The 25301-nt window shown below is 39.5% G+C and carries 20 protein-coding genes and 3 pseudogenes; 7 read left to right on the top strand and 16 right to left on the bottom strand.

Annotated features, from left to right (window positions below):
• The first annotated feature begins 46 nt into the window (after positions 1-46).
• The 3 genes from Xbud_RS16090 (at position 47) to Xbud_RS16080 (ending at position 7227) form a co-directional block, all read left to right on the top strand.
• Positions 47-1552 (top strand): ATP-dependent nuclease, encoded by a 1506-nt coding sequence (locus tag Xbud_RS16090; protein ID WP_211283536.1) that lies wholly within the window; start codon positions 47-49, stop codon positions 1550-1552.
• Between the two features lie 9 nt (positions 1553-1561).
• Entirely contained in the window at positions 1562-3400 is a 1839-nt protein-coding gene (locus Xbud_RS16085; RefSeq protein WP_211283534.1) for a UvrD-helicase domain-containing protein, read from the top strand.
• A gap of 623 nt (positions 3401-4023) precedes the next feature.
• On the top strand, positions 4024-7227 hold the full coding sequence (locus tag Xbud_RS16080) for an Eco57I restriction-modification methylase domain-containing protein (RefSeq protein WP_099136993.1): 3204 nt from the start codon (positions 4024-4026) through the stop codon (positions 7225-7227).
• A 337-nt stretch (positions 7228-7564) separates the two neighbouring features.
• On the opposite strand, the gene Xbud_RS16075 is transcribed toward Xbud_RS16080, so the two are convergent.
• The 4 genes from Xbud_RS16075 to Xbud_RS16060 form a co-directional block, all read right to left on the bottom strand.
• On the bottom strand, positions 7565-8335 hold the full coding sequence (locus Xbud_RS16075; RefSeq protein WP_339353668.1) for a PAAR domain-containing protein: 771 nt from the start codon (positions 8333-8335) through the stop codon (positions 7565-7567).
• Positions 8336-8347: 12 nt separating this feature from the next.
• Positions 8348-8773 carry a DcrB-related protein gene (locus tag Xbud_RS16070; RefSeq protein WP_099136992.1) on the bottom strand — a complete coding sequence of 142 codons (426 nt, stop codon included), beginning with the start codon at positions 8771-8773 and terminating at the stop codon, positions 8348-8350.
• 554 nt (positions 8774-9327) lie between these two features.
• Positions 9328-11739 carry a DUF5906 domain-containing protein gene (locus Xbud_RS16065; RefSeq protein WP_244590003.1) on the bottom strand — a complete coding sequence of 804 codons (2412 nt, stop codon included), beginning with the start codon at positions 11737-11739 and terminating at the stop codon, positions 9328-9330.
• Positions 11736-11930, bottom strand: coding sequence for a hypothetical protein (locus tag Xbud_RS16060; protein ID WP_099136991.1), 195 nt, complete (start codon positions 11928-11930; stop codon positions 11736-11738). Before Xbud_RS16060 ends, Xbud_RS16065 begins: the two co-directional genes overlap by 4 nt.
• A 239-nt stretch (positions 11931-12169) precedes the next feature.
• Between Xbud_RS16060 and Xbud_RS16055 the strand changes: the two genes are divergently transcribed.
• Positions 12170-12352 carry a YlcI/YnfO family protein gene (locus Xbud_RS16055; RefSeq protein ID WP_099136989.1) on the top strand — a complete coding sequence of 61 codons (183 nt, stop codon included), beginning with the start codon at positions 12170-12172 and terminating at the stop codon, positions 12350-12352.
• 131 nt (positions 12353-12483) lie between these two features.
• Here Xbud_RS16055 and Xbud_RS16050 read toward each other — a convergent pair whose 3' ends face one another.
• The 4 genes from Xbud_RS16050 to Xbud_RS16035 all read right to left on the bottom strand — a co-directional run bounded on the left by Xbud_RS16050 (position 12484) and on the right by Xbud_RS16035 (position 16102).
• Positions 12484-13308, bottom strand: a complete 825-nt coding sequence (locus Xbud_RS16050) for an antA/AntB antirepressor family protein (protein ID WP_099136988.1) — start codon at positions 13306-13308, stop codon at positions 12484-12486.
• Positions 13309-13462: 154 nt separating this feature from the next.
• On the bottom strand, positions 13463-13744 hold the full coding sequence (locus tag Xbud_RS16045) for a helix-turn-helix transcriptional regulator (RefSeq protein WP_099136987.1): 282 nt from the start codon (positions 13742-13744) through the stop codon (positions 13463-13465).
• 144 nt (positions 13745-13888) lie between these two features.
• Positions 13889-14872, bottom strand: a complete 984-nt coding sequence (locus Xbud_RS16040; protein ID WP_099136986.1) for a hypothetical protein — start codon at positions 14870-14872, stop codon at positions 13889-13891.
• A gap of 12 nt (positions 14873-14884) precedes the next feature.
• On the bottom strand, positions 14885-16102 hold the full coding sequence (locus Xbud_RS16035; protein WP_099136985.1) for a tyrosine-type recombinase/integrase: 1218 nt from the start codon (positions 16100-16102) through the stop codon (positions 14885-14887).
• A 474-nt stretch (positions 16103-16576) separates the two neighbouring features.
• Between Xbud_RS16035 and Xbud_RS16030 the strand changes: the two genes are divergently transcribed.
• From Xbud_RS16030 to speD, 3 genes and pseudogenes are all read left to right on the top strand, one after another.
• On the top strand, positions 16577-16924 hold the full coding sequence (locus tag Xbud_RS16030; protein ID WP_099136984.1) for a YacC family pilotin-like protein: 348 nt from the start codon (positions 16577-16579) through the stop codon (positions 16922-16924).
• A 77-nt stretch (positions 16925-17001) separates the two neighbouring features.
• Positions 17002-17856: pseudogene (gene speE, locus Xbud_RS16025) on the top strand (polyamine aminopropyltransferase).
• Between the two features lie 26 nt (positions 17857-17882).
• Positions 17883-18682, top strand: a pseudogene (speD, locus tag Xbud_RS16020) (adenosylmethionine decarboxylase).
• 11 nt (positions 18683-18693) lie between these two features.
• Here speD and Xbud_RS16015 read toward each other — a convergent pair.
• From Xbud_RS16015 to Xbud_RS15985, 8 genes and pseudogenes are all read right to left on the bottom strand, one after another.
• Positions 18694-20295, bottom strand: coding sequence for an extracellular solute-binding protein (locus Xbud_RS16015; protein WP_099136983.1), 1602 nt, complete (start codon positions 20293-20295; stop codon positions 18694-18696).
• Positions 20296-20329: 34 nt separating this feature from the next.
• Complete coding sequence (locus Xbud_RS16010; protein WP_099136982.1) at positions 20330-21217, bottom strand: amino acid--tRNA ligase-related protein; 888 nt, start codon at positions 21215-21217, stop codon at positions 20330-20332.
• Between the two features lie 17 nt (positions 21218-21234).
• A complete protein-coding gene (locus Xbud_RS16005) occupies positions 21235-21621 on the bottom strand; it encodes a GFA family protein (RefSeq protein ID WP_099136981.1) in 387 nt (128 codons plus the stop codon).
• Between the two features lie 18 nt (positions 21622-21639).
• Entirely contained in the window at positions 21640-22491 is an 852-nt protein-coding gene (locus tag Xbud_RS16000) for a DUF3865 domain-containing protein (protein WP_099136980.1), read from the bottom strand.
• A gap of 20 nt (positions 22492-22511) precedes the next feature.
• Positions 22512-23771 (bottom strand): cupin domain-containing protein, encoded by a 1260-nt coding sequence (locus Xbud_RS15995; RefSeq protein WP_145956654.1) that lies wholly within the window; start codon positions 23769-23771, stop codon positions 22512-22514.
• A gap of 75 nt (positions 23772-23846) precedes the next feature.
• Positions 23847-24002, bottom strand: a complete 156-nt coding sequence (locus tag Xbud_RS19895) for a hypothetical protein (RefSeq protein WP_169923091.1) — start codon at positions 24000-24002, stop codon at positions 23847-23849.
• A gap of 461 nt (positions 24003-24463) precedes the next feature.
• Positions 24464-24867 (bottom strand): annotated as a pseudogene (locus Xbud_RS15990) (IS30 family transposase); the annotation flags it as partial.
• Between the two features lie 138 nt (positions 24868-25005).
• Positions 25006-25301: transposase (locus Xbud_RS15985; protein ID WP_339353667.1), on the bottom strand; the 296-nt coding region annotated here is incomplete at its 5' end.

Raw genomic sequence — 25301 nt, 5'->3', positions numbered from 1 at the left:
GTATCCTTCCCACTGAATCTTCCTGTTAATGTTTTCTTGATTTTCTATTCCACATAAATCCGAACAACGCGGCTTAGGTGCCGAAGATAACACAGATCAAAAGGGGCCATATTCAGAAAAGCAACGTCTCAATAAGTTACTTCGAGAATATTACGATCATATTTTGAACCCAGAAGATTTTCCTGAGATACAAGACCTTGAAGTTTTGGGGCAACAGCAAGCGCTAGAAAAAGAGTTTACCGACAGATTGAATAAGCAGTTTAATGCCCCCTTTAATGAGCTGAAGAATATGGGGTATCCCGGTATCGGTGGCAACCCGACTGTTGAAATTGCCGCAAAAATTAGTGGTATGGATGCCTTGCAAAAATCGTCATCGATCCGATACCGTTTTGACAAAGAGGAAGAAGAGTTTGTTCCAGAAAGTTACCTGGGGCTTGGTTACCAAAATCTTATATATTTGACCTTCAGACTTCTGGAATTTCGCGACAAATGGATGCGCGTTGGAAAGTCATCTGCCTTTGAGGATAAAATGGAGGATCAGATAGAACCAATCCATTTAGTTTTACTCGAAGAACCGGAAGTCAATCTGCATGCTCAAGTCCAACGAGTATTCGTATCGAAAGCTTATGATACTTTACGGAATCATTCCGACTTGTGTAGCAAACAAGAGGAATCTGAATACCAAACACAGCTTGTGATTAGTACACACTCTAGCCATATTATCAACGATATTGACTTCAAAGAGTTACGGTACTTCCGGAGAAATAATACTGACACTTCAATTGCAATGGATCATACGTCAATTGCAAATATGTCAGAGTTATTCGTGAACCCAAAAGATGAACTTCAGTTTGTCAGAAAACACTTAAAGCTCACTCACTGTGACATTTTCTTTGCCGATGGGGTTATATTCGTTGAAGGGCAAGCCGAACGTCTTCTGGTGCCTGAGTTCATTTCCAATAGCTTTCCGGGCTTATCGAAACGATACATCTCTATACTGGAGGTAAGCGGTGCACACACTCACAAATACAGAGATTTAGTCGAAAAACTTGGGGTTGCGACTCTGGTGCTGACAGATCTTGATTCAGTTGATAACGAAGGGAAATCATGCTTCCCGCAAAAGAATTCAGATCAAAAAACTAGTAATGTTACCTTGAAGGAATGGCATCCAAAAAAAGAAGTTTTGGATGACTTGGTGACCTTACCAAAAGAGGAACATGCTACAAATAATCAAGGTGCACCACTTTACGTTGCCTACCAAAAGACAACTCAGATTACTGGGAAGGAAGTTTTATCCCGTACTTTTGAAGATGCATTGATTTTGGCGAATTTTGAAAATAAATATTTTCAGAAAATTAAAGACGCCTTTAAAAATGATAGTAACTCCCTATCAGAGTCACTCTACTGCTATGTGCAAGCTTTAAAGAAAGGAGACTTTGCTTTCGATTGCCTTTTCCATATCGCAAATAAGAAAGAAGATTGTTTCAATCCCCCAGAATATATGAGTGAAGGTCTTGAATGGCTACAAGATAAGCTTCAATACAAAATGTAGGAGGAGATTATGCCAGAAGAATTTTACTTGGCGGAAACCAAATCTATTGATCATGACAATGGAATTGATAAAGGGATCCTAGAGTGCCTTCGTATAGGTTCAGGGAAAAGTTTTATCACCTTTGCGGGAGCAGGATCGGGTAAAACTTATTCTCTAAAAGAAGCTCTAGATTTTCTGAAAAAAGAGCATTCTGGTAATTTTATTCGTCAGGGTAAGCAAATTGCTGTTGTAACCTTTACAAATAACGCAGCCGATGAAATCGTGGATCGGATTGAGCAAAATCCCATCTTTGCGGTTTCAACGATTCATAGCTTTTGTTGGTCTGCTATTGCTGGTTTAAATGAAGACATTCGCAAGTGGTATCTGGAGAAAATTCCTGCGAAGCTTGCCGAAATAGAAAATTTGGAAAGTCGTGGTCGCGAAGGTAAAGCATCAGAAGCTCGAAAGAGAACAATTACCCGGCTAAAGGAAAAAATGGATTGGCTAGCTGAACCTTGCTCATTCATTTACGACCCAAATGGCGTCAACTCTGCAAAGAATGCGTTGTCCCATGCGGATGTTTTAAAGCTTTTCTCAAGTTTTTTGACTACTAAGTCGATAATGGCAGAAGTCATTGTAAACAAGTTCCCTTTCATATTTATCGACGAAAGTCAGGATACCAACAAAGATGTAGTCCGAGCATTCTTTGAGCTGCAACATGCTAAATCAAATAAAGTTGTCATCGGCTTGTTTGGAGATACGATGCAACGTATCTTCGGTGGGGGCGAATCTGAGCTGGGTAACACCAAGCCAAGTGATTGGACTACCTTCAACAAAGAAATGAACCATCGCTCAGCGCGGCGCATTGTTGCTTTGGGTAATCAAATCCGTAGTGAAGATGATAAACGAAAACAGTTTGCCCGAGATGGAGCTGCAGACGGTTACGTTCGATATTTCTTATTATCGAACAATGTTTCAAACAAAAATGAAATTGAAGCCAGAATTCGTGAGGTTATGGCAGAAGTTACAGGTGACACGAACTGGACAGATATTCAATCCAAAGATACAGCTATCTTGCTTTTGGAACATAAAATGGCTGGACGTCGTCTTGGCTTTAGTGATCTTTGGAACAAACTTGAAAAATCAGACAAAATTAAAGATCGGATTTCTAAAGGTGAAAATTCCGAACTAAATTTTTTCTCTGAAATTGTTTTTCCTATGGCTGAGGCGAGTCGTGATGAAAGACGAGCTGAATTGATGTCTATCCTGAGAGAAAGGAATTCGCCGCTTTTGGAAGCCAGTGTGCTTGACGCTAACAAGAATGATCCGCTAGTACTTGCTCGAAATGCTGAACATGCGTTTAGGGATGTGATTTCAAATGAAAAGGTCAGTTTTCGTGCAGTCCTGGAAGTTTTGGCTGAGCATAATCTGCTGAGAATTCCAGCGAAATTACAGGCGCTTGTAGTGGCTTCCAAAGAGAGTGAAGCTGGAACAGAGCCAAAACAAATGGGAGCTATATTGGAGATTGAATCAGAAGCTGAAGAACGGGATGATAGCGAGATAACTGCTTGGACTGAAGCTTTGGAAACTAATTTCTTTCAAATTCGAAATTATAATGACTACATCAATGGGAACTCAATTTATCGAACCCATCAAGGCGTGAAAGGCAACGAATTCGAGCGTGTTATGGTTGTCATGGATGATGAAGCAGGCGGATTCTTATTTTCTTACGAGAACTATTTTGGAGTGAAGGAACTTTCGAGTGCAAGCAAAAAAAACAGGATGCAGGTGAAGAGACTGGTTTGGAGCGAACTAGGCGATTGTTCTATGTCACATCCACACGGGCGAAAAATAGCCTCGCCCATGTGATTTATACATCCAATGTGGCTAAGGTAAAGGAAAATCTTATTGAAAAAAAATTTGCGCGAGAAGGTGAAATTATTGAGTTGTACAAGTAATGGAATTAAGTCTTACGTTTTGCTTCTGATGTTTCGACTTACTTTTACAAATCCTAACTTGGCTAGCTAGCAAGATAAATCTAGCTCACTTTTATCCAAATATTAGTTAGCCTTAATGTTCGCTTCGCTCATAACAGTCTGTCGGAATAGGTTGAATCCTGCCTAGCAGGGTATACAAACTCATTTGTATTAGCTACGACTTGATCTGACGCTATCCTACGATAGGGTACAATTAAATCTGACGGTCGGCTATGAGAGAGATACGGTCATAAGTGACTTTGCCACTCTCGGTTCAGCAGCCACTGAGCTATGAAATCTTTGGTCACAAGTACGTTTCATTGGTATGTCAGTTCGGGGCCATCAGTCCTGTACATTTTTCAAAGCTTTCTCTACCTCCATATGAATTTGAATGGTTACGTATGCATTCTAAATGTCCCCATAGAAATCTCCTTGATCGATCTGTCTTGAATTAAGGAAGGATGGCATTCATAATGTTCGGTTGCTTACTTTCCACCAGAGACTAGGTCTTACTACATGAAGCAATCCGCTTACGCCTCAATACAAGAAAAACGTCTTCAGCCTTGGAAGGGTGAAGAAGAAGTCCGGTTTGCTTGGAACAAAGCCTTAGAAGACGCTACAGGGTTACATCTTTTTGCTGAACGCGATCGCAATGATGCTAGTTACAATCACGTCATCATTGAATACAAGGCACCAGGATATTTTAAAGGCAGGAAAGACAGTTCTGCTTTCCAAAACGCTACCAAAAAACGACTATTACCATATATAGTTAAAAAAGCCGCTGAAACAAAGATACCAGAATCAGATTTCATCGGTATAGCCATAGATGGGGAACATATTTGTTTTGCACAGGTAATTGATGGTGATATTAACACCCAACACTTGATGCCATTTTCTCCTGAATCCGTAGAGATGGTAGTTGATGCTCTTCGTTCAGATACACGTAAAGGACTCACAACAGAAAACTTACTTGCTGATTTTGGGCATGGTTCTGCAAATGCGCAAGCGTTCATGCAACAACTTTCTGATGGACTTTCTCAACAGCTTGCCATTAGTGGTAATAACAAAATAAAAATGCTCTTTGAAGAATGGCGAACTTTGTACGGCCAAGTTGCCGACCTTTCCATTCTGCAAGCTGAAGCTATCGCAAAAGAACTGCACTTTACTTGGTCCGGACCTACATCAGACTCTATTTCTGCACGGCTATTCGTCCTTCATACTTATAATTCAATGCTCATTAAGCTCTTAGCTGCTGAAATAGTTTCAGCGCATGGGCTTACATCAACAGCACAGCCAGCTCAGAGCATGGCTGCATTAAAGAACGATGCTCAGATGCTGGAATTTCTCGACTCAGCTATCGAACGCTCTGCTATTTTTCAGGGGGCGGGAATAAACGGCTTTGTTGAGGAAGCAATTTTTAGCTGGTATCTCGATGTTGCCAGTCTGAATACTGTGCCTAAGTTGCTTCCAACATTAAGACGCTTGCTGTCGGTTCTATCTCTCTACCGCCTTGACCAGCTATCCCAAACACGTGATGTACTTCGTGACCTTTATCAAGGACTGGTGCCGGGTAAATTGCGTCAGAGCTTGGGTGAATTCTACACACCTGACTGGCTAGTTGATTTCACACTAAATAAAGTGAGTACCCCTGAGATTCTCAACCAGAGAGTACTTGATCCGACTTGCGGTTCCGGAGCATTTTTACTTGCTATAATTCGAAAGAAACGTCAATTAGCAAAGTTTCAGAACCTCAGTGCTCAGGAAACTCTGAATCTTCTGTGCGACAGCGTATGGGGCTTTGATCTTAATCCTCTGGCTGTACAAACAGCCAGGGTGAATTTCATTATAGAAGTCGCAGATTTACTGGCACAATGCCCAGGCCACGAGTTTGAAGTTCCTGTACTAATGGCTGATGCAATTTACTCTCCTGCGGCTTCACCTGAGACTTCTGAACCCATAATTCAGTATCGTATTGGCAGTCAGTTTGCAAAGCTCGATATTCATTTGCCAGTAGCGCTGGCGCTCGATCGCGTCAGCCTTGATGTAATGTTTAATCGCATGGGTAAAGATGTCGAAATGGGGCTCGATTTTGATGAGTCCATGGATAAAGTTCGAAAAGGAAATTACTTCACTGAACAGCTACTTGGGGAATGGGACACACCTCTGCGTTACACATATAACCAAATTCTGAATCTACATCGCCAAAACTGGAATGGTATATGGTTCAGGATTGTCAGAAATTTTTTCTGGTCTGCTACTGCAGGGCAATTCGACCTTGTCATTGGCAATCCCCCATGGGTTAGATGGTCAAAATTACCTGCTCTGTATCGTGAGCGTGTAAAACCCACCTGCGAACACTATGGGATTTTTTCTAAGACCCGCATGCATGGTGGCAACGAACTCGATATTTCAGCAATGATCACATATACCGTCGCTGATAAATGGCTTAATGTTGGTGGCCATCTGGCATTTGTCATCACGGGCACTCTGTTCAAAAACCCTTCATCAGCGGGCTTCAGAACATTTAAACTCGAACCTTCGCAAGAGGACTCATTGTACCTTCAGCCGGTATCAGTGGATGATATGAAAGGTCTTAAACCTTTTGAGGATGCGAGTAACCATACGACGATAGCCGTATTCAGAAAATCAGAAAAAGAACCAGAGTACCCGGTTTCATATCGCGTATGGGGGCCTAATATCGGTGAAAAACGAGCCGTTAAATCGTCTCAGACGCTTAAAGCTGTCTCCGATACCATCCAGTACAAAGAAAAAGAGGCCTTTCCGGTTAGCGAAGCGGGTTCACCTTGGGCCATATTGGAGCCAGGCCGATTTGAAACCATTAAATACTTATCTCGTCAGTGCTCATGGACCAAAGGGCGTAAGGGGATCACGACTGACCTCAATGGAGTTTACTTCGTTCCTATCCTTAAGGTGAATGAAAAACATGTCCAGATCCGGAGTCGACCTGAAGCGGGTAAAAAAGACATAGGCCCGATGAAACAGGCATGGGTAGAACCAGAGGATTTGTACCCTTTGATTAAAGGAGCAAGTAATTTTGAAGAATGCTATCTTAAAATTAGTGCGCCAGAAGTCAACAACGAAGAACGTCTTTTTACATTTGTTCCGAATACGGGGATCTCAAATGCGGATTATGCTGAAGCAGAAGAACGGCTTGAAAAGCATGAGCTGAGAAAAACTGCTGCCTGGTTCGAATCGTTTGAATCTGTTCTTCAGGCTCGATCGACTTACCGTCGGCAAATGAAAGGTGCACCTTTCCATGCCGTTTATAACGTAGGAGACTATACGTTTAAACCATGGAAAGTAATCTGGCCTGAGATGTCTTCATCGTTCTATGCAGCAGTAGCTGGAAGTGCAAACGTTCCGCTTGTCGGCTCACGCCCTTACGTTCCTGATCATAAAGTCTATTTTTCAGCCTTTGATGATAAAGAAACTGCCTATTATTTATGTGGACTTCTTAACTCAAAAACCGTTCAGGAGTGGATTGATGCACACAATGTTTCCATACAGGTTGCAGACGTTTTCAAACACTTAGACTTGCCTGAATTCAATAAGAAGGACATACATCATACTCTTCTGGCCAAAAGGGTAATGGCTGCTCACGTGGAACATGACCGAGATGAGCGCCAGATTATAGTGGATGAAATAAAAATACTGGCCGAAAAGGTTCTCACTAAATGGAGTGAACAGCTTCTTAGTTAAATCAGCTGCAAGCGTCTGGCGCTAGTGGAATCTTAATCACTAGGAGCCACCCCATATAAACCGCCTTCCACCTCCCACAGGCGGTTTATAAGTTACGCTAACGCAGCATGTACCTAGTTGATTAACTCAACGTGATATTAGTAATGTCTGCTCCTGGCGCAAAGCCGACAGTCTGATTAGGTTCCGCTCAGGTCATCAATAGTGTCAGATCGAGTCTTAGTTGGTACAACTCATTGGTGATTACAGAACAAAACTGTTCTCAACCATCTGTTTAATCTTCCAATTTTCTTTTTATAAGTACTGAGTGAGATACCATTCACTCATTTCTTTCAAACTATTATTTCAAAAACATCAATTTCTGCCCGGCAATGACCTCAACAGGACGGGTCAAAATACCCACCACTGGCAGCGCCACCCCAAGCCAACCCAAACGGCAGGCAACCTTACGGATTTTATCGGCCCCCGGTATCTTGCTGAACAACTTTTGTAATGCCCCGGGGCCTCTGGATGCCGCACCGCCAAAGCTAATCAATCCCGCTGCAAACATGGTCAAATCGGAAACGATATACGCCCATTTGGGGATTTCCGGCGTAATAGGGACTTCTGTCTTCGTCCCGCCGCCAATCAGGACATTTGAAGAACCTGTCATCACGGCCGCATCACAGGTTGTTTTATCCCCTACCCGTGAGGCAGGTAATCCATTGATAAAGACAGAATCGGAGCCTTGCGCCATCTGGCGGATACCGTCTTCTTTACTGCATACCACGGTACTGCGTTTTGCAATCGCTGCTTTTTTATTATTGATAAAAACATTCGCGGAACCACTTTCGATGGTTCCACTGGGACTTCGTGATGAGGCACCTGCCGAGACGCAGGCATCCCGCGCCATATCGCCCAATGCCCCCGCCGCCATACCTACCGCAATAGAAGCACCAATCAACAAAACACCGACCCCGACACAGGAAGCGGCCACACCTGCCACAAAGAGTGCACCCGCAAGGATACCCCCTGCGGCCGAAATCAATGAACCAATGATCATACCTGCAACTAACCCGGCCATTGCACTGGAATGGCCTATCGTATCCCCAAGCCTTGCCGCTTCTGGCATGATGTTCTCTCCCTAGAACTGGAAACTTTTCAGGCAATCATCCAACCACTGCCGCTGTGATTCAGTAAAAGCCTGCTGTGATGACATTGTAAAAATCAGCACCTTTTTCTCATCCCTCAGAAAAACAGCCTGATACTGATAAAGTTGTTGCCCTTTTTTAGGTCGGTAGCGGGAAAGGAGTAAGCTGCCTTGTAGCAGGTTGTCTCCTAATAGGACGGTTTGCTCTTCAATGAGCTGCCAATCACGCAGACTCTTTTTCAGCAAGACTTTTTGACGGGTTAAGTAATCGGCTAAATCTTCTCCTTCATGCAATTGATCCCGACCAATATTCAATGCGGGAACATTTGGCGCGATGATAATGTTAACAGTCTGTTCCTGATAACCTTCCGGTATGGTGATGCTGCCTTCAGTGAACTGACAACGCGGGCGTGTATCCATATTTCTTTGCCTCATTAATGAAGCAGAATATAACGTCATCGCTTATGTATTCCAGAATGAATAAAAGCACATGAGGGAAATTGTGATAAATCTCTCTTCTTATATTAAATTAGATAATTACCTTATTTAAATTTCACATAGTACAACCAATTAAAACTGCACTGACGCGCTGCGCTTGTCTTCTCTGGTTTGTCTGGCTAATACATTAACCAGACAAACCAGAGAACCTGAAAATACTATGCCAGCCAGAAAAGCTATTTTCACAGTCTACCCTATTAAAGAATTAGGAATAAAACTGTTCACCCTATTCACTATTGTTTATTTCTATTTAAATTCAACAAATTATATTGTTATAACTTCAAATCAAACTCATCATCACTTTTCACGCAAGCCTCCATCCAAAATCGTAAAAAGGTGAATAGAATGAAGAGTTATGAACACTAAAAAAATAACTATTCACCCAGAGAAGTCTTGATATATCTAGCTTCAATCAAAGGATGAACAGTTATGAATACTTTTTCAGCTTTATTTAAATAAGAGAAAATGTAGAAGAATTATTCTTCTGGCTGGTCATTCCTTGTCAGTTTTGGCATCCATTCATTGGCCGTTTCAATATTCAGACTCATATTGCTGCGAATGCCGTATTTGCTTTTCTTGCGCAGGTAATGCAAACAATACTCTGCCAGTGCGCCCGGCATATCCATACCAAAGCGGGTAACAGAAACGGGTTTATTCAAATTGTTGCCTTTCATATAGGCAAGATAGGCGTGATAGAGATACTTACAGGGATTGAATGGCATAATTTCCGCATTACCGATTAGCATGCCATCGGCTTCATTGGAAGCAATCAGATAACCGCAGAAATCCACCAGTGAATCTGTACCACGTTTGATATCTAATGCCTCTTCGGATTTCTGTTGCTCTGCCAGTAAACGCCTTGCTTCTTTCGGATCAGCAAATCGATGAAGTAAGTGCTGAATAATCACAGGCAATTCAGCAGCTATTTTGTCCCGAAGAAATGGATCACGTTCATTTTCCGGTACAACTTCGGAAAAATTGAAAATCACCCGACGCCGTGACACACCACCACTGCGATCACTGAAGCTCATGGCATTATTATTCACCGCCAACACCACAGCAGGAATACGGGTTGAATAGGGTTGTTTATGCTTCGGATCGATGGCAACCTCATCTCCTCCTGTAATCGCCTTAATGCCTGAGCCATCACCCACATAACGGGTTTGGTCTGGCAGTATAATCAACGAATACCCGACAATCAGCGCCCTTTCCCGTGGGTTTTCTAGTGCAGCCATACTTGCAGAAACGGTATTGCCTTTACCTGCTAACATAGCGGAGATTTCAGCAAAGATACTTTTGCCACTACCTCCGGCTCCGGTCACTTCCAGAAAAAGCTGCCAGTCGTAACGGTTCGCCAATACCATAAACAGCGCCGCCAGTATCCGATCTGACTTGTTCTCACAATTGGCTACTGCCCGATTGAGCCAGCGCCAAAAATATGGAGCATGGTCTTCCATGTTTCCCCCCGAAACAGAGGTTTTAAACTCTACATCACTGGCAAGCAGCAACCAGTCGTTTTTATTATGAGGCCGGAATTGGCACGTTTTCAGGTCAAACACGCCATTACTGAACCCGATTAAATGGCGTTCTGGCGGCAGCATCATAGGAAGCTGTAATTTCAGGGCATCCACAGCCGAACGAATTCCATTAGGTGAATATGGTGCTTTTACTTCAAGGAAAGCAGACACCATTTCCCGCATTAAATCGCGGTCACTGATTGGACGCCAGATGATACCGTCATAGCGATGAACAATCTCCGAAGCGCCATCCAGCGCTAACTCACCATCATAACGCTCCAGTAAGATCTCCCCGCGTTGACTGGCTCCCATCTGGCATAATGTCGGTTTAACTGACTTTTCATTTTGCGGTTTATTTGCAGGTTTTTCTTTCACTACTTCCGGCTGATAAAGTCCCTGATAAAAAGCCTGTTTTGCCATTTCTATACCATTTTTTTGGCGGTAATCATCCCAATCCGCTTTAACATCATCAGGCGGCAACGTGACCCATCCTTTAAACGCAAGAGCTGCCTTTTCTGCCGAGAGCTTGCCAATATTAACTTTCGGTTTACCGTTCTTATCCAGTTCATCGGAAGAGTGCCAGTCATTATCCGCTGCCATAATGATTTTCGTGTCCGGCCAGCGTTCCCGAACGGTCTTTGCAACAGAAAATAAATTACCCTCATCCAATGCGGCTAGAACCATACCTTTATATAACTGACTGACAGTCAGTGCCGTGGCATAACCTTCCGTAATGAGTACGGTGTCAGGTTGTTCTTTCAGTCCTGACAGGGAGATAAACGAACCTTTCTTTTTGCTACCAAACAGTAATTTTTTCTCACCATCCGGCTTGATGAGCTGCACTCCTGTTACTGTTCCATCCAGTGCTTGTAGTACCAGCAATAAAGAGCCATCTTCAAGCAATCGCTGATTGGGGCATTGCAGCCCCTTTGTAGTCAGATATTGGGAATGTCCGCTAATTGATTTTGCCATCAGTGCCGCTATTTTTTCGGCAATCGGCTGTGTTGTATAAGTGGTTTCACTGGCTGGCTTGGGTTCTGGCAAAGGCAACGACAGCGCATCAGTAACGACTTTTGCCGCCTCAGTGATGGAGATCCCTTTGGTTCTTGCCACTAAATCCAGCCCATCACCATATTTTGGCTCGTCACACTGGCGACAATGCCAATTGCCATTATGATGATCATCAATAAAGTGGAAACGGTCAGTACCTCCGCAGATAGGGCAGGCACCATGTTTCCCCTTTGCCGGAATAGCAATGCCACAAGCAGGCAGCAGACTTTCCCAATAATACATCGCAGATTTTTTCACGGTCTGGATAAGGTCGAGCGGTTTTTGGTAGACATGATGTCCATATGAAGATGTATGACTCATGATTCATCCCCATAAACCGCTGCCTGAAGCGCATGATAAACTTCCTGATTGATATCACATGCCAGTGCAATCAGGTTATTTAAGTCAATTGAACACTCGTCTTTGGCCTTTTCGAGAATGACATAAAACAAAGAGGTTGCCAGACCAGCTTGATGCATAGCTTGAGCCAGTGAAATAGGCTGTTTACGCATGATGTACCTCCTGAAAGATAATCTCAGGGGTAGCAAGTACATCAAGGCATGTAAATTTAGGGCAAGCTGGGGTATGCTGTATGTCAGCCATTATCGTTACCTCTATTAACGGTCGTTGGTTAGACGCCTCGACAGTGTTTGCCGCACTTCGGGGCGTTGCTTTTTGTAGATATACGCACTTAATTACTTTATATTGGTACGTACCGATATAATTCACCCTAACACACTGGTACATACCAATGCAAGACAATAAGACTAAAAAACCATTCGAGAGATCAGGCAGCACAAAAAAGAACATTCGTTTTGAAGATGAGCTACTTGTACAAATCGAATCTATTGCTGGCAGTGGTAATTTCAGTGCTTGGGTTAAAGATGCCTGCCGAGAAAGATTGCGTAAGTTAGGTATTGAGCCAAAAGGTTGAGTTATTCCATTAATTGTTTGATTCATAATAAAAATAAGATATGAGTCATCACAAAAGGCAGTATCTTTGTACTACCTACTTTATGTCAGAAAGCGAATTGCCCCCATCAGCAATTCGCATTGTTCAAACCGTTACTTAGCGTCCATACGTTTAGCCAACCAACGTTGAGAGAACCCCGTTAATTTGGCTTTCCGTTCGTGATAACCAAGCCCTAACTCAATCAAAGTGATATTTGATTGTTCCAAATAGGAAAGATGTTCAAGTTGCAACTGATTCATGCTGTCACGCGGTTGACCAGCAATATGATTTACCTTAGCCCACTGCTTAGCCGTCAACCCTCCTAACACCATACGATTCAACATATTGCTTTCTGTGCTGTAATGGTGGTTATCTGTTTTCTTTCCCTGTTCAGCCCTTGCCAGCTCTAATGCGGCACACATTGGTTTGTGATAATTGGCTGCCTTGATACGTGCTTGTAATTTGTTCCTAAGTTGTTGCGTTACTTTGGGAGCGATACGCTGTAAGGCTTCTTCGCACTCAATAAAATAGAGCCGCGCAGCTTTACCCTGTTCATTGCGCTCAACCATCGACAGCTCTTTAGCCATATTCAAGCTGATAATATAATCTGAGCCAGGGCGACCACCTTTGGAGGTTTTCCCCTGTTTCGGGGAAAACTGTGTATTATTTACACTTCCTTGTTTTGGTGTGTTCAATCCTTCAAGAACGATATAATCACTGTTTTCTACAAAGCCATATTTCTTAATTCTATCTTTAAGCCACGTTGTAAAATCTCGTCTCACTTTCAAGTATTCATATAGTTTTTTTGCACTAATCGCTTGGATTTCCTTGCCACCAATATTATTAATCGATACCGGAAGCATTTCTGAGAATTGTTTAATTTCCTGATTTTTGACGTAAGAATGCCTGCCACGGTTATTAACCATGTTTGATTTCATTATTCTTTTTCCTGTTTATTTAAATTTAATGGTAAGCCGTCGCGACAGCGTTATTAGTCTGCAAAACATTTCACGCAAACACACGCAAAACTGAATTCACCGAAATTCTATTTACAAAACAAGATAATTTGCGTGTATTTGCAGATTAATCATGTTAAATCGATTTCCTGCTATATGGATTATTTACATTATCGACTGCTGGCAGATTACGAACCCAATACAACAAATCACTCAAAAGCCAGGCACAAGAATTACGTCCCAAAGGTTTACGGGCAGGAAAACGCCCTTCTTTTTCCAAACACCATGCAGTAGTTCGAGAGATAGATGTAATATGTTGACGTTCTTTTTCCCGAACAAGGCGATCGTATTGTTCCCCATATTCCATCAAGATGGTACGGCGTTCTTCTGGTGTAGGTGTATGATATTGATTTGACATCCAGACTCTCCTTTCTTGTGTTGTCAGAAGTATTCTAGAGTTTCAATCAGATACATTCATCCCGTTGTAAGGCTTAAAGCGGGATGAGTTAATACAGAAAGGGGGTTGTATGGTTACACAACCCTTTGTATGAGTTACAGCAGGTTACTTCCTGTCATTAGGCGCTTTATGTGCGTTACTCAGTATTTCCGCAATTTTATCTTCAGTTTTAATTGTCAATTCATGATTGGGAAATAAAAAAGGTCGGCTGATAATTTCTCTCGCCCACGCAGAAAAATTTATTGAGCGATCGGCTTTTCGGCATTCTTCATCAAATACAGTTGGAAATTCTTCCCTAAATCGCATTGCAGCCATTAATACTTGTTCTCTATTTTTAGCATGTCTTTCTGCTGTTGGATGTGGTTCTTTAATTTTATTATTTTCTTTTTTATCAATGAGCACATCATAATGTTGTACTATATCGAGAGAATTAAAATCATATTCATTTTCCACAATACGTTTTATATCAATATCAGTAATCCACAAATCTTCATGAGTAATTGCGATATTTTCAAAAGAATCACGATCTATAACTCTATGATAATCATTGTCATATTCTAATGTATAAACCTTTGTAGAGAAACTTTCATCTATGATGAATTGCATATTAGACATATCTTTCGTAGGTGAGCAAGGTGTGAATTCAGTGCCATCAATATAAGCAATGCCATTATTCTCAATATCCTCTAATGATCTGTTTATTCTCCATAAACCAAAAGCCCGTCCTATTGCACATGAGTAGTTTTTTATTTCATTATTGTTACCTTCATCACCACTAAAGTACGGATAAACAACAGTTTCACCATTATCTTGGATATCAATATTATCAAATTTATAAAAAGAGTAAGGTGTTAAGTTTTTTACAAGACTATTGGCAATTGCTCCACCATAAGGTAATGAATCAACCCACTTATTCATACTTTCATATGGAGATGATGCTAATAACATACCCTGTACATTATTCAATTTAAGACAAAGAGATAATTTGCCATTAACACCACCGTTAATAAGATCTGATACTTCGCAGTTCAGGAATTTAGCCGCCCGTTCAATCCTGCAATATTTAAATGGTATTTTTATCTCAGCCATAAGATACCTTTATTATTTTGCTTTTAATATAACCACATTCTCATAATTACCCGTCAATACATCCAATCGATCGTACCATTTATTCAAAGCGTCTAACTTCTCTGGTAGGTATTGGCTTTTATTGTAAATAGCCATTACTCCCGGCAAGGCGTGCCCCAATAGTAACTCAACAATGTGAGGCGCTATACCAATGTTATTTAGCCCCGTCGAAAATGTTCGACGCAAATCGTGCAATGTCCAAGGTTTTGAGTGATTAAAATCTTTGTACAGCCTGCGCCCTTTTAATGATACTGACGCACGAGTTCGATCTTCTCCCAACAACAATCCTGATTTACCCGTTTCTTTTTTTAACTCAATCAACCAAGAACGAATTCCTTCAGGAATTGAGCGCACTATTTTTTCACGGGTTTTGCTGTGTTCTTTAGGTACTGTCCATACCCATGATGCAAAATCCCATTCAGACCAGCGAGAAAGTCTCGCTTCAATCGTGCGAGCACCAAACAAAACCAATATTTTTAATAACCTTGAATAATAAGGCTGTTGATCATTGCTATAGGTACAGCGCCAAACATCCGCTAATTCAGAATCAGACAAAACGCGGTCGCGTTGTCCTGCTGGCTGTCCCACATCCTGAATAGTAAGAATAGCTAAAGCATCACTGGTGGCATAACGACGTACCTTACAAAATCTGAGTGCTTGCTTTGAAACCTGAAACATCCGCCCGGCTGTTATGGGTTGTGTTTTATTTATTTCATCAAAACAGGCTACCCAGTGGCGGGTTTCACACCGTGTGAGAGGATAATGACCCAATCGGGGATAAATATGTTTTCTTAGCTGCGCTCTTGCGAGTTCTTCGTCTGTTCTTTTTGCGCGCGCATAGTGCACTAACCAATATTCCAGAGCATCTTTAACAGTCACAGGTTTTAATGTTTCTTCTATACTCAATTCCAACTCCATCCTTGGATCAAAACCTTCAGCTAGCCACCTTCTGCACTGTTCACGTTTTTCTCTTGCCACTTTTAGTGACATATCAGGGTAACGGCCTAGAGTGAGACGCTCTAAGCGACTACCACGCCCACCTCGGCGATATACAAACACCCAACTTAACCGTCCACTTTTGAAAGCCTTAATGCTCAATCCTTCACCATCAGCAATCATAGCCGGAGAATCCCTTTTAACTCCCAACAATGCTTTTAGTTTTTTGTCACTGAGTTTGTTTGTCCCTGCCATTCGTTACCTCAACATAGTGTCTCTGTCTGAGTGATACACCGAGTGATACACCATTCATTGTAACAATCAAAAAAGAGACATTAACACTAAAACACAAAATGAGGCTATCTTTTTGATATAACAGGATAAAAAAGGAGAAAATTGAAAGCATCTAATAGCATAAAAACACAATATTTTATGCTTCTACAATATGTTTCATTATAAATATAACCAGTTGATTTTATTTTAAATAACCACAATAACCATCAATAATAAGCGTGATTATTTACACACCGATCAACACCATAAGCTCATCGAGCGCATAAAATAACACTCTCTGATATCAGAACAAACCCCATTCATTAACACACGGTTAATTTTTTACTGGTAATTAAAAATGGTAATTTTTCCAAATTCAGGTAAATAAAGTTTGGCTAATAAAGATATTAATATGTTAACTTAGCAAAATAGTAAAAAATCAATATAATAGGAACTATGCAAAAATTTGCCTTATTGACTTACATTCTGGTTCTATTTGGTTTCACACAACCTGCAAGGGCTTTGTCTGAAAATGAAGCTGAAGATCTTGCTGATCTCACCGCAGTCTACATCTACCTAAAATATGATTGCGGTTATAGTCAGATCCCGGAAAGAGAAATCAGACGTACAATTGTTTATTTTGCCCAACGTAATAAATGGGACCTTAGTAACTATGATGGTCAGTTAATGGAGAAACTAAATCAGTTGGGCTATAACGATCTGAAGGGAATCAACCTGCCTCATGAGGTAAAATGTCATTCTCTTGCCCGACGCTCCCTCAGCCTACTTGCTTATGTCAAATAACTTTTAATCACTCTCAGGTAACTATCACAGTGCAACTAATTTTTGAGTTGGCTATTATGTGCGCCTCATAATCATGAGTGCCACAATGGAGGAATACCATACATGCCAATTTTGGTCAGTATTTCACAGTTGAAAACGTGCTCTATCACAATAAAACCGAACATCAAGATCTTATTATCTTCGAAAATGCAGAGATGGGTCGCATTATGGCTCTTGATGGTGTAGTACAAATTACTGAGCGGGATGAATTTATTTATCATGAAATGATGGCGCATGTTCCACTATTTGCCCATGGGCAGGCCAAAAACGTTTTGATTATTGGTGGGGGTGATGGCGGAATGTTGCGTGAAGTTTGCCGTCATAATTATCTCGACAATATCACTATGGTAGAAATTGATCCGGGAGTTGTTGAATTCTGCCGCCAATATTTACCAAACCATAATGCAGGGGCTTATGACGATCCCCGTTTCAAACTCGTCATTGACGATGGTGTCAGCTTCGTTAATACAACTTCTGACAAATTTGATGTCATTATCTCTGATTGTACTGACCCAGAAGGGCCCGGAGAAAGTTTATTCACATCTGAATTTTATGAAGGCTATGCTCGCTGCCTGAATGACGGTGGCATTTTTGTCGCCCAAAATGGCGTTTGTTTTTTGCAACAGGATGAAGCCATCACCAGCCATAAAAAATTAACTCATTGTTTTGCTGACAGCGGTTTTTATCAGGCTGCTATTCCTACTTATTACGGCGGGATCATGACATTTGCATAGGCAACCCAAAATCTTACTTTGCGCCAAGTATCTCTAAAAACTCTGCAACAACGTTTCGACAATGCGGCTATAACCTGCCGTTACTACACCCCAGCAGTACATGCAGGCAGTTTTGCTCTTCCACAATACTTGCTGGATTCTCTATCTGGAAACCCATAGTCACCCATACCAGGAGGTGAAATAAATTGCGTAAACTGAAATTGCACGGCTTTAACAATCTCACAAAAAGCTTGAGTTTTTGTATCTACGACATTTGTTATGCAAAAACGAACGCCGATCGCGACAGTTATATCGCGTACCGCGTACATTGATGAACAGTATAATGCAAATCGCTTAACTGAAATTCTCAGTGAAACCTGTTCAATCATTGGTGCAAACATTCTTAATATTGCCCGCCAAAATTATGATCCTCAAGGGGCAAGTGTAACCATGCTGATTAGTGAAGAATCCATAGATCCCAGACTTGTGGATAATACGGAAAATCCAGGCCCTCTGCCTGACTCTGTCGTCGCCCATTTGGATAAAAGCCATTCTGTTACATACCTATCCAGAAAGCTACCCTGATGGCGGTATATGTACATTCAGGGCAGATATTGAAGTTTCCACTTGTGGCGTCATTTCACCACTTAAAGCCCTCAATTATCTGATCTATGAATTGGAATCTGACATTGTAACGATGGACTACCGTGTTCGTGGTTTTACCCAGGATATAAACGGAGTAAAGCTGTATATCGATCACGAGATTAATTCCATTCAAAATTATGTGACCGAAGAAATCCAATCTCAATACCATATGATGGATGTGAATATTTTTCAGGAAAATCTTTTCCATACCAAAATGATGCTAAAAGAATTTACTCTGAATGAATATTTATTTAATACCACAGCCGAAGAATTAAGCGAAACAGAAAAAAACGAAATTATCCGTTTGCTTAAAAAAGAGATTCAGGAAATTTATTACGGTCGCAACTTACCGAATATCTAAAGACTATTCTTTTATTTTAAAAGTTGTTGCCAAATATCAGTATATTTTTCACGAGCAAAAAAAGGACAATCTATTGAATAATCTGAATTTTTTAAGACCTGCTCAGGAATGTTAAACTCGGGAGCATTTTGCATCCATGAAGGTAAATAAGTATTAGCTCCTTCTATTGCACTATCATATCCATGAAAAGCAGAGTTTAGAGCTGCATTCTCAGGTTGCATGATGAAATCCATAAATAATTTGGCATTTTCATAATTTTTTGATTTTTTGAGAACAACTAGATTATCACGAAAGATCAATGTTCCCTCACGAGGAAAACTAAACTGAATATGAGGATTAATTGTACGTTGTCGCATTGCTGCACCATTCCAGTCTATACTCGCTTTAAACTTCCCTGAAGCCATCATATACACACTGCCATAATCCATTGCTGCCCAATGTTTTTTTGCTTCAAATAAAGTGTTTCTAACTTTTTCTAGTAATTCAGGGTTTGAATCACATATTTTACCACCATGATAACGAATGGCTGCATAAATTAGTTCATTCATATCTGAACCTACGTTAATAGTTCCAGATAGTTCTTTTGGTGGCTCTAATATAATTTTCCATGTATTAGCATCACCATCATAAGTATCAGTATGTACGGCAATACCAACAATACCCCAAGACCAAGGAATACCATAATTTCTTTTAATATCAGAGGGAGATTTTTGCCAGGAGGAGGAAATATTATTAAAGTTTCTTAATGTATGTACATTAATAGGATTTAATAGCCCGGCTGTTATCCAATGAGGTAAGAAATTATCAGAAATAACGACAATATCTGCATCAATTTTCCCTTTTTGAATGTTGTCTAACGCCTCCTCATTTGATTTATACTCCAGTAATAGAATATCTATATTATATTCTTTTTTAAATTTTTTAAGCAACTCTGGGCTAGTATAACTCTGCCAATTGTATAAAATTAATGAATTTTTGGCTTTTGCCACCCCTGAATAAACTAGCAAAAAAGAAAATAAAATGAGTATAGTCGATGCTATTCGGAGAAAACCCCCAATATACTTACGCAAGTGTTTATTAGAATGAATCATATTCCCTAAAAATACCCATAATGCCCCTATTGGTATTAAAACTATCAAAAAAATAATAATTGAAGATAAAAAAACATTTACAGAGTTAAATGCGCTTATCGGAATAATGGTGCTTACGAATAATATCGCTTTAGGATTTAACAATGTTGCTATTGTCACATCAACGAAGTTTGTGTATTCCCCCGAAGGTGTCTTTACTAAGTTAGAGCCATTGGAAGTTAAGTAACCCATTGTTAAACTTAGCATCCATAATTTAAAAGCTAACCAAAATACATAGATAGAAGATAATAATTTAGCAATCTGATATATAGAAGGGAATGTTTTCGCCAGAGATAATAAGAAAAAACCCCATATTGAAATAGCTATTGTATATCCTATTGCTTCTGCAAAAATAAAATGGAATGATTTATTTAATCCTCTTTGCATTCCGGCTGACAATAACAATGTATTTGTTGGCCCAGGAGTAATTAAAACCAAAGCGATATAAAAGGCCATAATTAACCATTCATTGAGCGTGACCATAATTTTGTCCGATAAGCGTTTCGTTAATTATAATTTAAAAAGGAGAAAACGGACGAGAGGGTGAATATATAGATATTTGTTTTTCCCCTTGTGCTACTTGACATAACCTTTCTATGCCAATTGCAAATCCAGAACTAAAAGAAGATAATTTATTATCTTTTATCATCGAGCATATTATTGAATCTTCAGCTCCAAACATATTAAGTTCTCTAGCCTGACTTTCAAAAAGTCCTACATTATCTTCGTCGGTATAACCATGAACAATTTCTATTCCATCTATCAGAATTTCAAAGCGCTCCACAATTCCTGTTGTTTCTGTTCTTTTTTTTGCGCGTATTTCAGTAAGTAAAGGAAAATCTGTTACTATCATGCAACATCGCTGAGATAATGGTTCAATATTCTCAACAATATAACGGTCAACTAAAGTTAAAGGTGGACTGGCTGTATCACAGTATATTTCCCTTAAACAATTAATGAGTTTTAAAGAAGCTTTAGGGTCTTCAAAAAAATCAACAGAAAGTTTTTGATTAAGGTGATCTGCAAATGAAAATACACTAATTTTACCTTTATAAAACATTTCTATTATTAATTTAGCAAGCTGAAGCATTTCATCAAGGGTTGAGTCTTTTTTATATAAGTCAAGCATTGTGAATTCTGGCAAATGTGTATTATCTACTACGTCGGGTCTAAAGCTAGGACCTATCTCGTAGATGCTGTCATGGAATTGAATATTAAAACGAAGAGCATACGCAGAGGATTCTCTTAACCAGCTTCCATTGTGAAGAGAGAGTCGTGGGCGAGAATCATCACCAGCGTAACGACGCATGACCGGCGTCATAATTTCAATAAAATTTTGGGAATCAAGGAACGTACGTATGCGGCGAACTAACGCCGCTTTATACAAAATGGGTGAATTCAACATTTGACTGATTCTCTCTATTAATGTTCGATGGTTATAGACCACCAACGCGGGCGAGATGATTTAAATGAATGAGCAGTAGGACGAAGATTTTTCTTGCTTTTGCTATCAAAATTACCAAGCAATAAGCCGATAGTAGGACCATCGTCTATGGCCCCTAGAGAGCTTCCACATTGTGGACAAAATGCACGGCTAGAATAGTCAGAGGAGCGAAATAATGAGGGTACTCCTCCAGGTCCACCCCACTGCACAGCATCTTTAGGAAATTCAACCCAGCATAGAGTCAATGAACCAGAATGTTGTTGGCACATAGTACAGGAACAAGTGTGTGGATTACCAGCTTCACCTGCTGCTACAAATCGAATATGTCCGCAAAGACAACCACCAGAGTATTCATTTTTTTTCATTACATTCACCTAGTAAAGTTACTGATTGTTAAAACGATTTTTTAAAATCAAATGATGAATTTCAACCCATTGATCAACGAAAGGGGTGAGCATCTGAAGAAAGCCATCCACAATCTGAGGTTGCTGAAAGTGGAATAAATTCGCATCCCTGATAAACTTGGCAATTCCATCTTGATGCCCACGTTCTACAGCTACATTGTTAGTTGCTGCATTATGTGTTTCATCCAAGTGCATACGATAATAAAAGTCAAGTTTTGTTAATAAGTCTCCTGTTCCTCGACCCGTAATTTGTCCCAGGCGATTGGTGATATCCTGTAAAAGTAAAGTTTCTGAAATTGCAACAGCTTCAGTTGCATAATACATTCCCAGCAATGTTGAAGGGCAATGGGACCAAGTGAGTATGTCAATTAAAGAGATAAGAGTGCGTGTTGAAGAAACTCGTGGCATCCAACCATTGATTCGAAAATCTAAATCTGCCAGTAATGCCCCACTAAAAACAACGTAGTGTGCTGGTAGTTTTCCTCGTTCGCCACCTTCTTCTAAAAAGTTACGTGTCAATTCTTGTGCTAGTTCGGGGCAAAAACCACGAACATTATCAGCTGCTCTTAAAAGCATTGTGGAATTGTAGCGAGCAAAAATAGAAAGTTCGCCTATATATAATTTCGCTTCATTCTCATCAAGGTTTGAAGGATTTATTAGCGCCTTAATTTGATTGTAAAGAGTTATAATCATAGGATCAAAATGTTTATCGATGAGTTCATTTCCATCAATCTTTTCTTTTCCTTCGCTAATAATGCAGTTAAGTAGCTTTCCAGTAGATGTATTTTTTGTTAGGTAGTCATCTACCAATGCTGGAAAATTCCTATACATATTTATTACTCCTAAAAATTTTAATATAAAGTTAATCCACCAGTACAAGATAATTTTTCAAGTATATTATGAATTAACCCTGGACTTGCTGTAACAGCATGATAATTATTAAGATTTGATAAAATATCTAAAATTTCTTTATTTGCAGGCAATACTAAACTTCTTGTTGCAATAAATACGCGAATGTCATTGCATTCACAATCTAATCCATACTCATAGCTAATAACAAATGGCGGTTGTAGTAAAATTTGAGAATTAACAGGAATAGTTAATTTATTTTTTTGCTCAGGTTCTTGTAATGGATTAGCGTTTATATTGGAAGGTAACTCCCAACCACCATTACTACGCAGTCTGTGCCAATAATAATTCACATATTTAGGTAAATCTTGCTGAGTCCATTTAATCATTGTTTCTGTTAAAAGATTAACAAATGGTTTAGCTATAAATTGATTATTATTACATGAAATTAATTCTGACATTCCTTCTTGATCAAACGATAATGATTTTTCTATAAGAGTTGGAAGAATTTTTATAGCCATAAAGCGAGATAATGGATAAGTATAGAATGGTAACGCAATAGATACAGAATATTCATCTTGACGACCAACATGATAGACAGATGCAGGTAGATATAGGGCATCTCCTGGCTCAAGGATATAAAGAGTACCTTTTTCCATTAATTTATCATAAATTTCTGAGTCGGAGAATGTTGGTTCACGTGAATTTGTTATTTCTAAATATAGCTCTCTTGGCCAACAGTAAAAATACTTAACACCTGGTCCTAAATGACACAAAAAGGCATGTTCAAAACCTTCATGTATCCCAAAAGCTGTCCCTGAATAATTACCACAAAATGCTGCCTGTTCAATTCCTCCAATAGGAAAACCCTTATATGCAAAAAAAGATTGTGCAAATAATCCGAAATCGGCAGCTAACTTTGAATTAGATTGTTCAAGATTGTTAATAACTAAACTGAAACGTTCTTTTCCTGTTAAACGTTGCATAAAATTCACAATTGTTTCATTTGGCAATACTCCCTCGGAAAATAATTTCTCCACAAGATCATCACGACGTTTTTCACCATCATAAATACGTAAACGACAATCAGTTTTTTGTAAATTTGATTTTATACGTAAATTATAAAATGCTTGTTGAACAGTTTCATGATTAGAAAATCCTTCATTTAAAGGTAGTATTGATTTAAAGAGAAAAGGAGATTTTCCATAATTTGTTTTTTCGTCAAATCCTTCCCACATTTTTTTGTGAAAATTATTTTTCATTGTTTTACCTTTTTATTATTAAGATTAAGATTTCAGAATAAGCCAGCATAATTGCTGGCTTACACTACTGCTATTTTAAATATTTGAATCAGGACGAACACCCGTCTTCATTGCATCAGGACGAGCACCAGCCTTCATTGCATCGGGACGAACACCCGTCTTCATTGCATCGGGACGAACACCGGATTTCATTGCATCAGGACGAACACCAGATTTGATATAATTACTCATATAATCTCCATAATATCTATATTATTTAAAATAAATGTTGTCTATTCAGCGATAACATGTTCGCGAAAACTTTTTTACACATTCATTAAAAACATGTCAATTTAGCAACATTTATATTCCAATTTGAAAATTACACATAAAGTAATAAGTATTTACGTGATGATTTTAAATTAATTTAATGGCTTTGTTTTTAAAAGGTTGAATAACATTAGAATTTAATTTTTTCTGAACGAAGTTTATCTGAAAAAACTTTTGATAAAGGAAAAATATTTTTTGTTGATAAAAATTATCATACGCTACAACTTCAAAATTTTATGTGTGTTTTTTTTATAAAATTTTTTTTATACTCAGATATTGATTTATATAAAAGATATTGGATCTAAGTTAAGGCTAGTGGTTTTATTTTATTTTTTTCTTAAGTTAAATATTCTTCTTGCATTAACATAATAAGTGCAACATCGTTATGCACGAAGTAAACGAGTGGGTATTCCTTTGAATAACTCATTCGGTGTTTTGTAATCTCGTGTCTTACGAGGGCGTTTATTTAATCTATTTACTACGAGGTTTATCTCCCGCTCTGATACCTTATTAAAATCGGTCCCTTTTGGGAAGTAATCTCTGATTAATCCATTGGTACTCTCATTTATTCCTCTTTCCCAAGGTGAATAAGGGGAGAATAAATCTTTGTCTCTAAATTTTTACTGATAAATTCGTGTTCGGCAAATTCCAATCCGTTATCAAAAGTAATGGTTTTAATCTTTTGTTTTATATTTGATAAATTCCTTATCGTCGCTTTTGCAACACCTTCCGCTGTTTTATCTTCCAGTTTAATTATGATAGTGAATAGCGATTTTCGTTCAACCAATGGGAACCTCTAAAAACTCTCAATACAAAAAATAAGATCAATTTTGCACTCACCAATAAATGACCTTATTGTGTATGACTTTTTCTTGCTTTTTCAGGGGAAAAAATAAACTCATCGCTTTTTCATCACATACCGGAATTAAAAGGCATGAATGCCGGATTTTCCAAAATAAACCAAACGGTGCAAATCATAGCAGGTTGCCTTCAGAGTCATCGCAAAATTGGCTCGCCGCTGGCCTGTCGTTCGGATAAATTTTTCACCCATCTGAGAGAATGAGCCAAAGATATGTTCTACCCGTGCCCGGGTTTTCGCTATTTTCTTATTTCGGCCTTTCTGATAGCCCTGTTCCTTCAGCGCCCGTTCACGCATCTGGCTGGCATACCCTTTATCAGCATAAATGTCCCGACTTGTATTTGACCGCTCCAAAACGGCTT

Source organism: Xenorhabdus budapestensis (assembly GCF_002632465.1).
Classification (GTDB): domain Bacteria; phylum Pseudomonadota; class Gammaproteobacteria; order Enterobacterales; family Enterobacteriaceae; genus Xenorhabdus; species Xenorhabdus budapestensis.
Note: the sequence above shows the minus strand (reverse complement) of the source record. Positions and strands in the feature narration are given on the sequence as shown.

Coding starts and splice junctions, on each gene's coding strand:
- Xbud_RS16005 (WP_099136981.1), bottom strand. CDS start 21,621: ATGAAAAAAAATGAATACTCTGGTGGTTGTCTTTGCGGACATATTCGA.
- Xbud_RS16000 (WP_099136980.1), bottom strand. CDS start 22,491: ATGTATAGGAATTTTCCAGCATTGGTAGATGACTACCTAACAAAAAAT.
- Xbud_RS16075 (WP_339353668.1), bottom strand. CDS start 8,335: ATGCCAGAAGCGGCAAGGCTTGGGGATACGATAGGCCATTCCAGTGCA.
- Xbud_RS16085 (WP_211283534.1), top strand. CDS start 1,562: ATGCCAGAAGAATTTTACTTGGCGGAAACCAAATCTATTGATCATGAC.
- Xbud_RS16055 (WP_099136989.1), top strand. CDS start 12,170: ATGCAAGACAATAAGACTAAAAAACCATTCGAGAGATCAGGCAGCACA.
- Xbud_RS15995 (WP_145956654.1), bottom strand. CDS start 23,771: ATGAAAAATAATTTTCACAAAAAAATGTGGGAAGGATTTGACGAAAAA.
- Xbud_RS16065 (WP_244590003.1), bottom strand. CDS start 11,739: ATGAGTCATACATCTTCATATGGACATCATGTCTACCAAAAACCGCTC.
- Xbud_RS16045 (WP_099136987.1), bottom strand. CDS start 13,744: ATGTCAAATCAATATCATACACCTACACCAGAAGAACGCCGTACCATC.
- Xbud_RS16070 (WP_099136992.1), bottom strand. CDS start 8,773: ATGGATACACGCCCGCGTTGTCAGTTCACTGAAGGCAGCATCACCATA.
- Xbud_RS16035 (WP_099136985.1), bottom strand. CDS start 16,102: ATGGCAGGGACAAACAAACTCAGTGACAAAAAACTAAAAGCATTGTTG.
- Xbud_RS16030 (WP_099136984.1), top strand. CDS start 16,577: ATGCAAAAATTTGCCTTATTGACTTACATTCTGGTTCTATTTGGTTTC.
- Xbud_RS16050 (WP_099136988.1), bottom strand. CDS start 13,308: ATGAAATCAAACATGGTTAATAACCGTGGCAGGCATTCTTACGTCAAA.
- Xbud_RS19895 (WP_169923091.1), bottom strand. CDS start 24,002: ATGAGTAATTATATCAAATCTGGTGTTCGTCCTGATGCAATGAAATCC.
- Xbud_RS16010 (WP_099136982.1), bottom strand. CDS start 21,217: ATGTTGAATTCACCCATTTTGTATAAAGCGGCGTTAGTTCGCCGCATA.
- Xbud_RS16040 (WP_099136986.1), bottom strand. CDS start 14,872: ATGGCTGAGATAAAAATACCATTTAAATATTGCAGGATTGAACGGGCG.
- Xbud_RS16080 (WP_099136993.1), top strand. CDS start 4,024: ATGAAGCAATCCGCTTACGCCTCAATACAAGAAAAACGTCTTCAGCCT.
- Xbud_RS16015 (WP_099136983.1), bottom strand. CDS start 20,295: ATGGTCACGCTCAATGAATGGTTAATTATGGCCTTTTATATCGCTTTG.
- Xbud_RS16060 (WP_099136991.1), bottom strand. CDS start 11,930: ATGCGTAAACAGCCTATTTCACTGGCTCAAGCTATGCATCAAGCTGGT.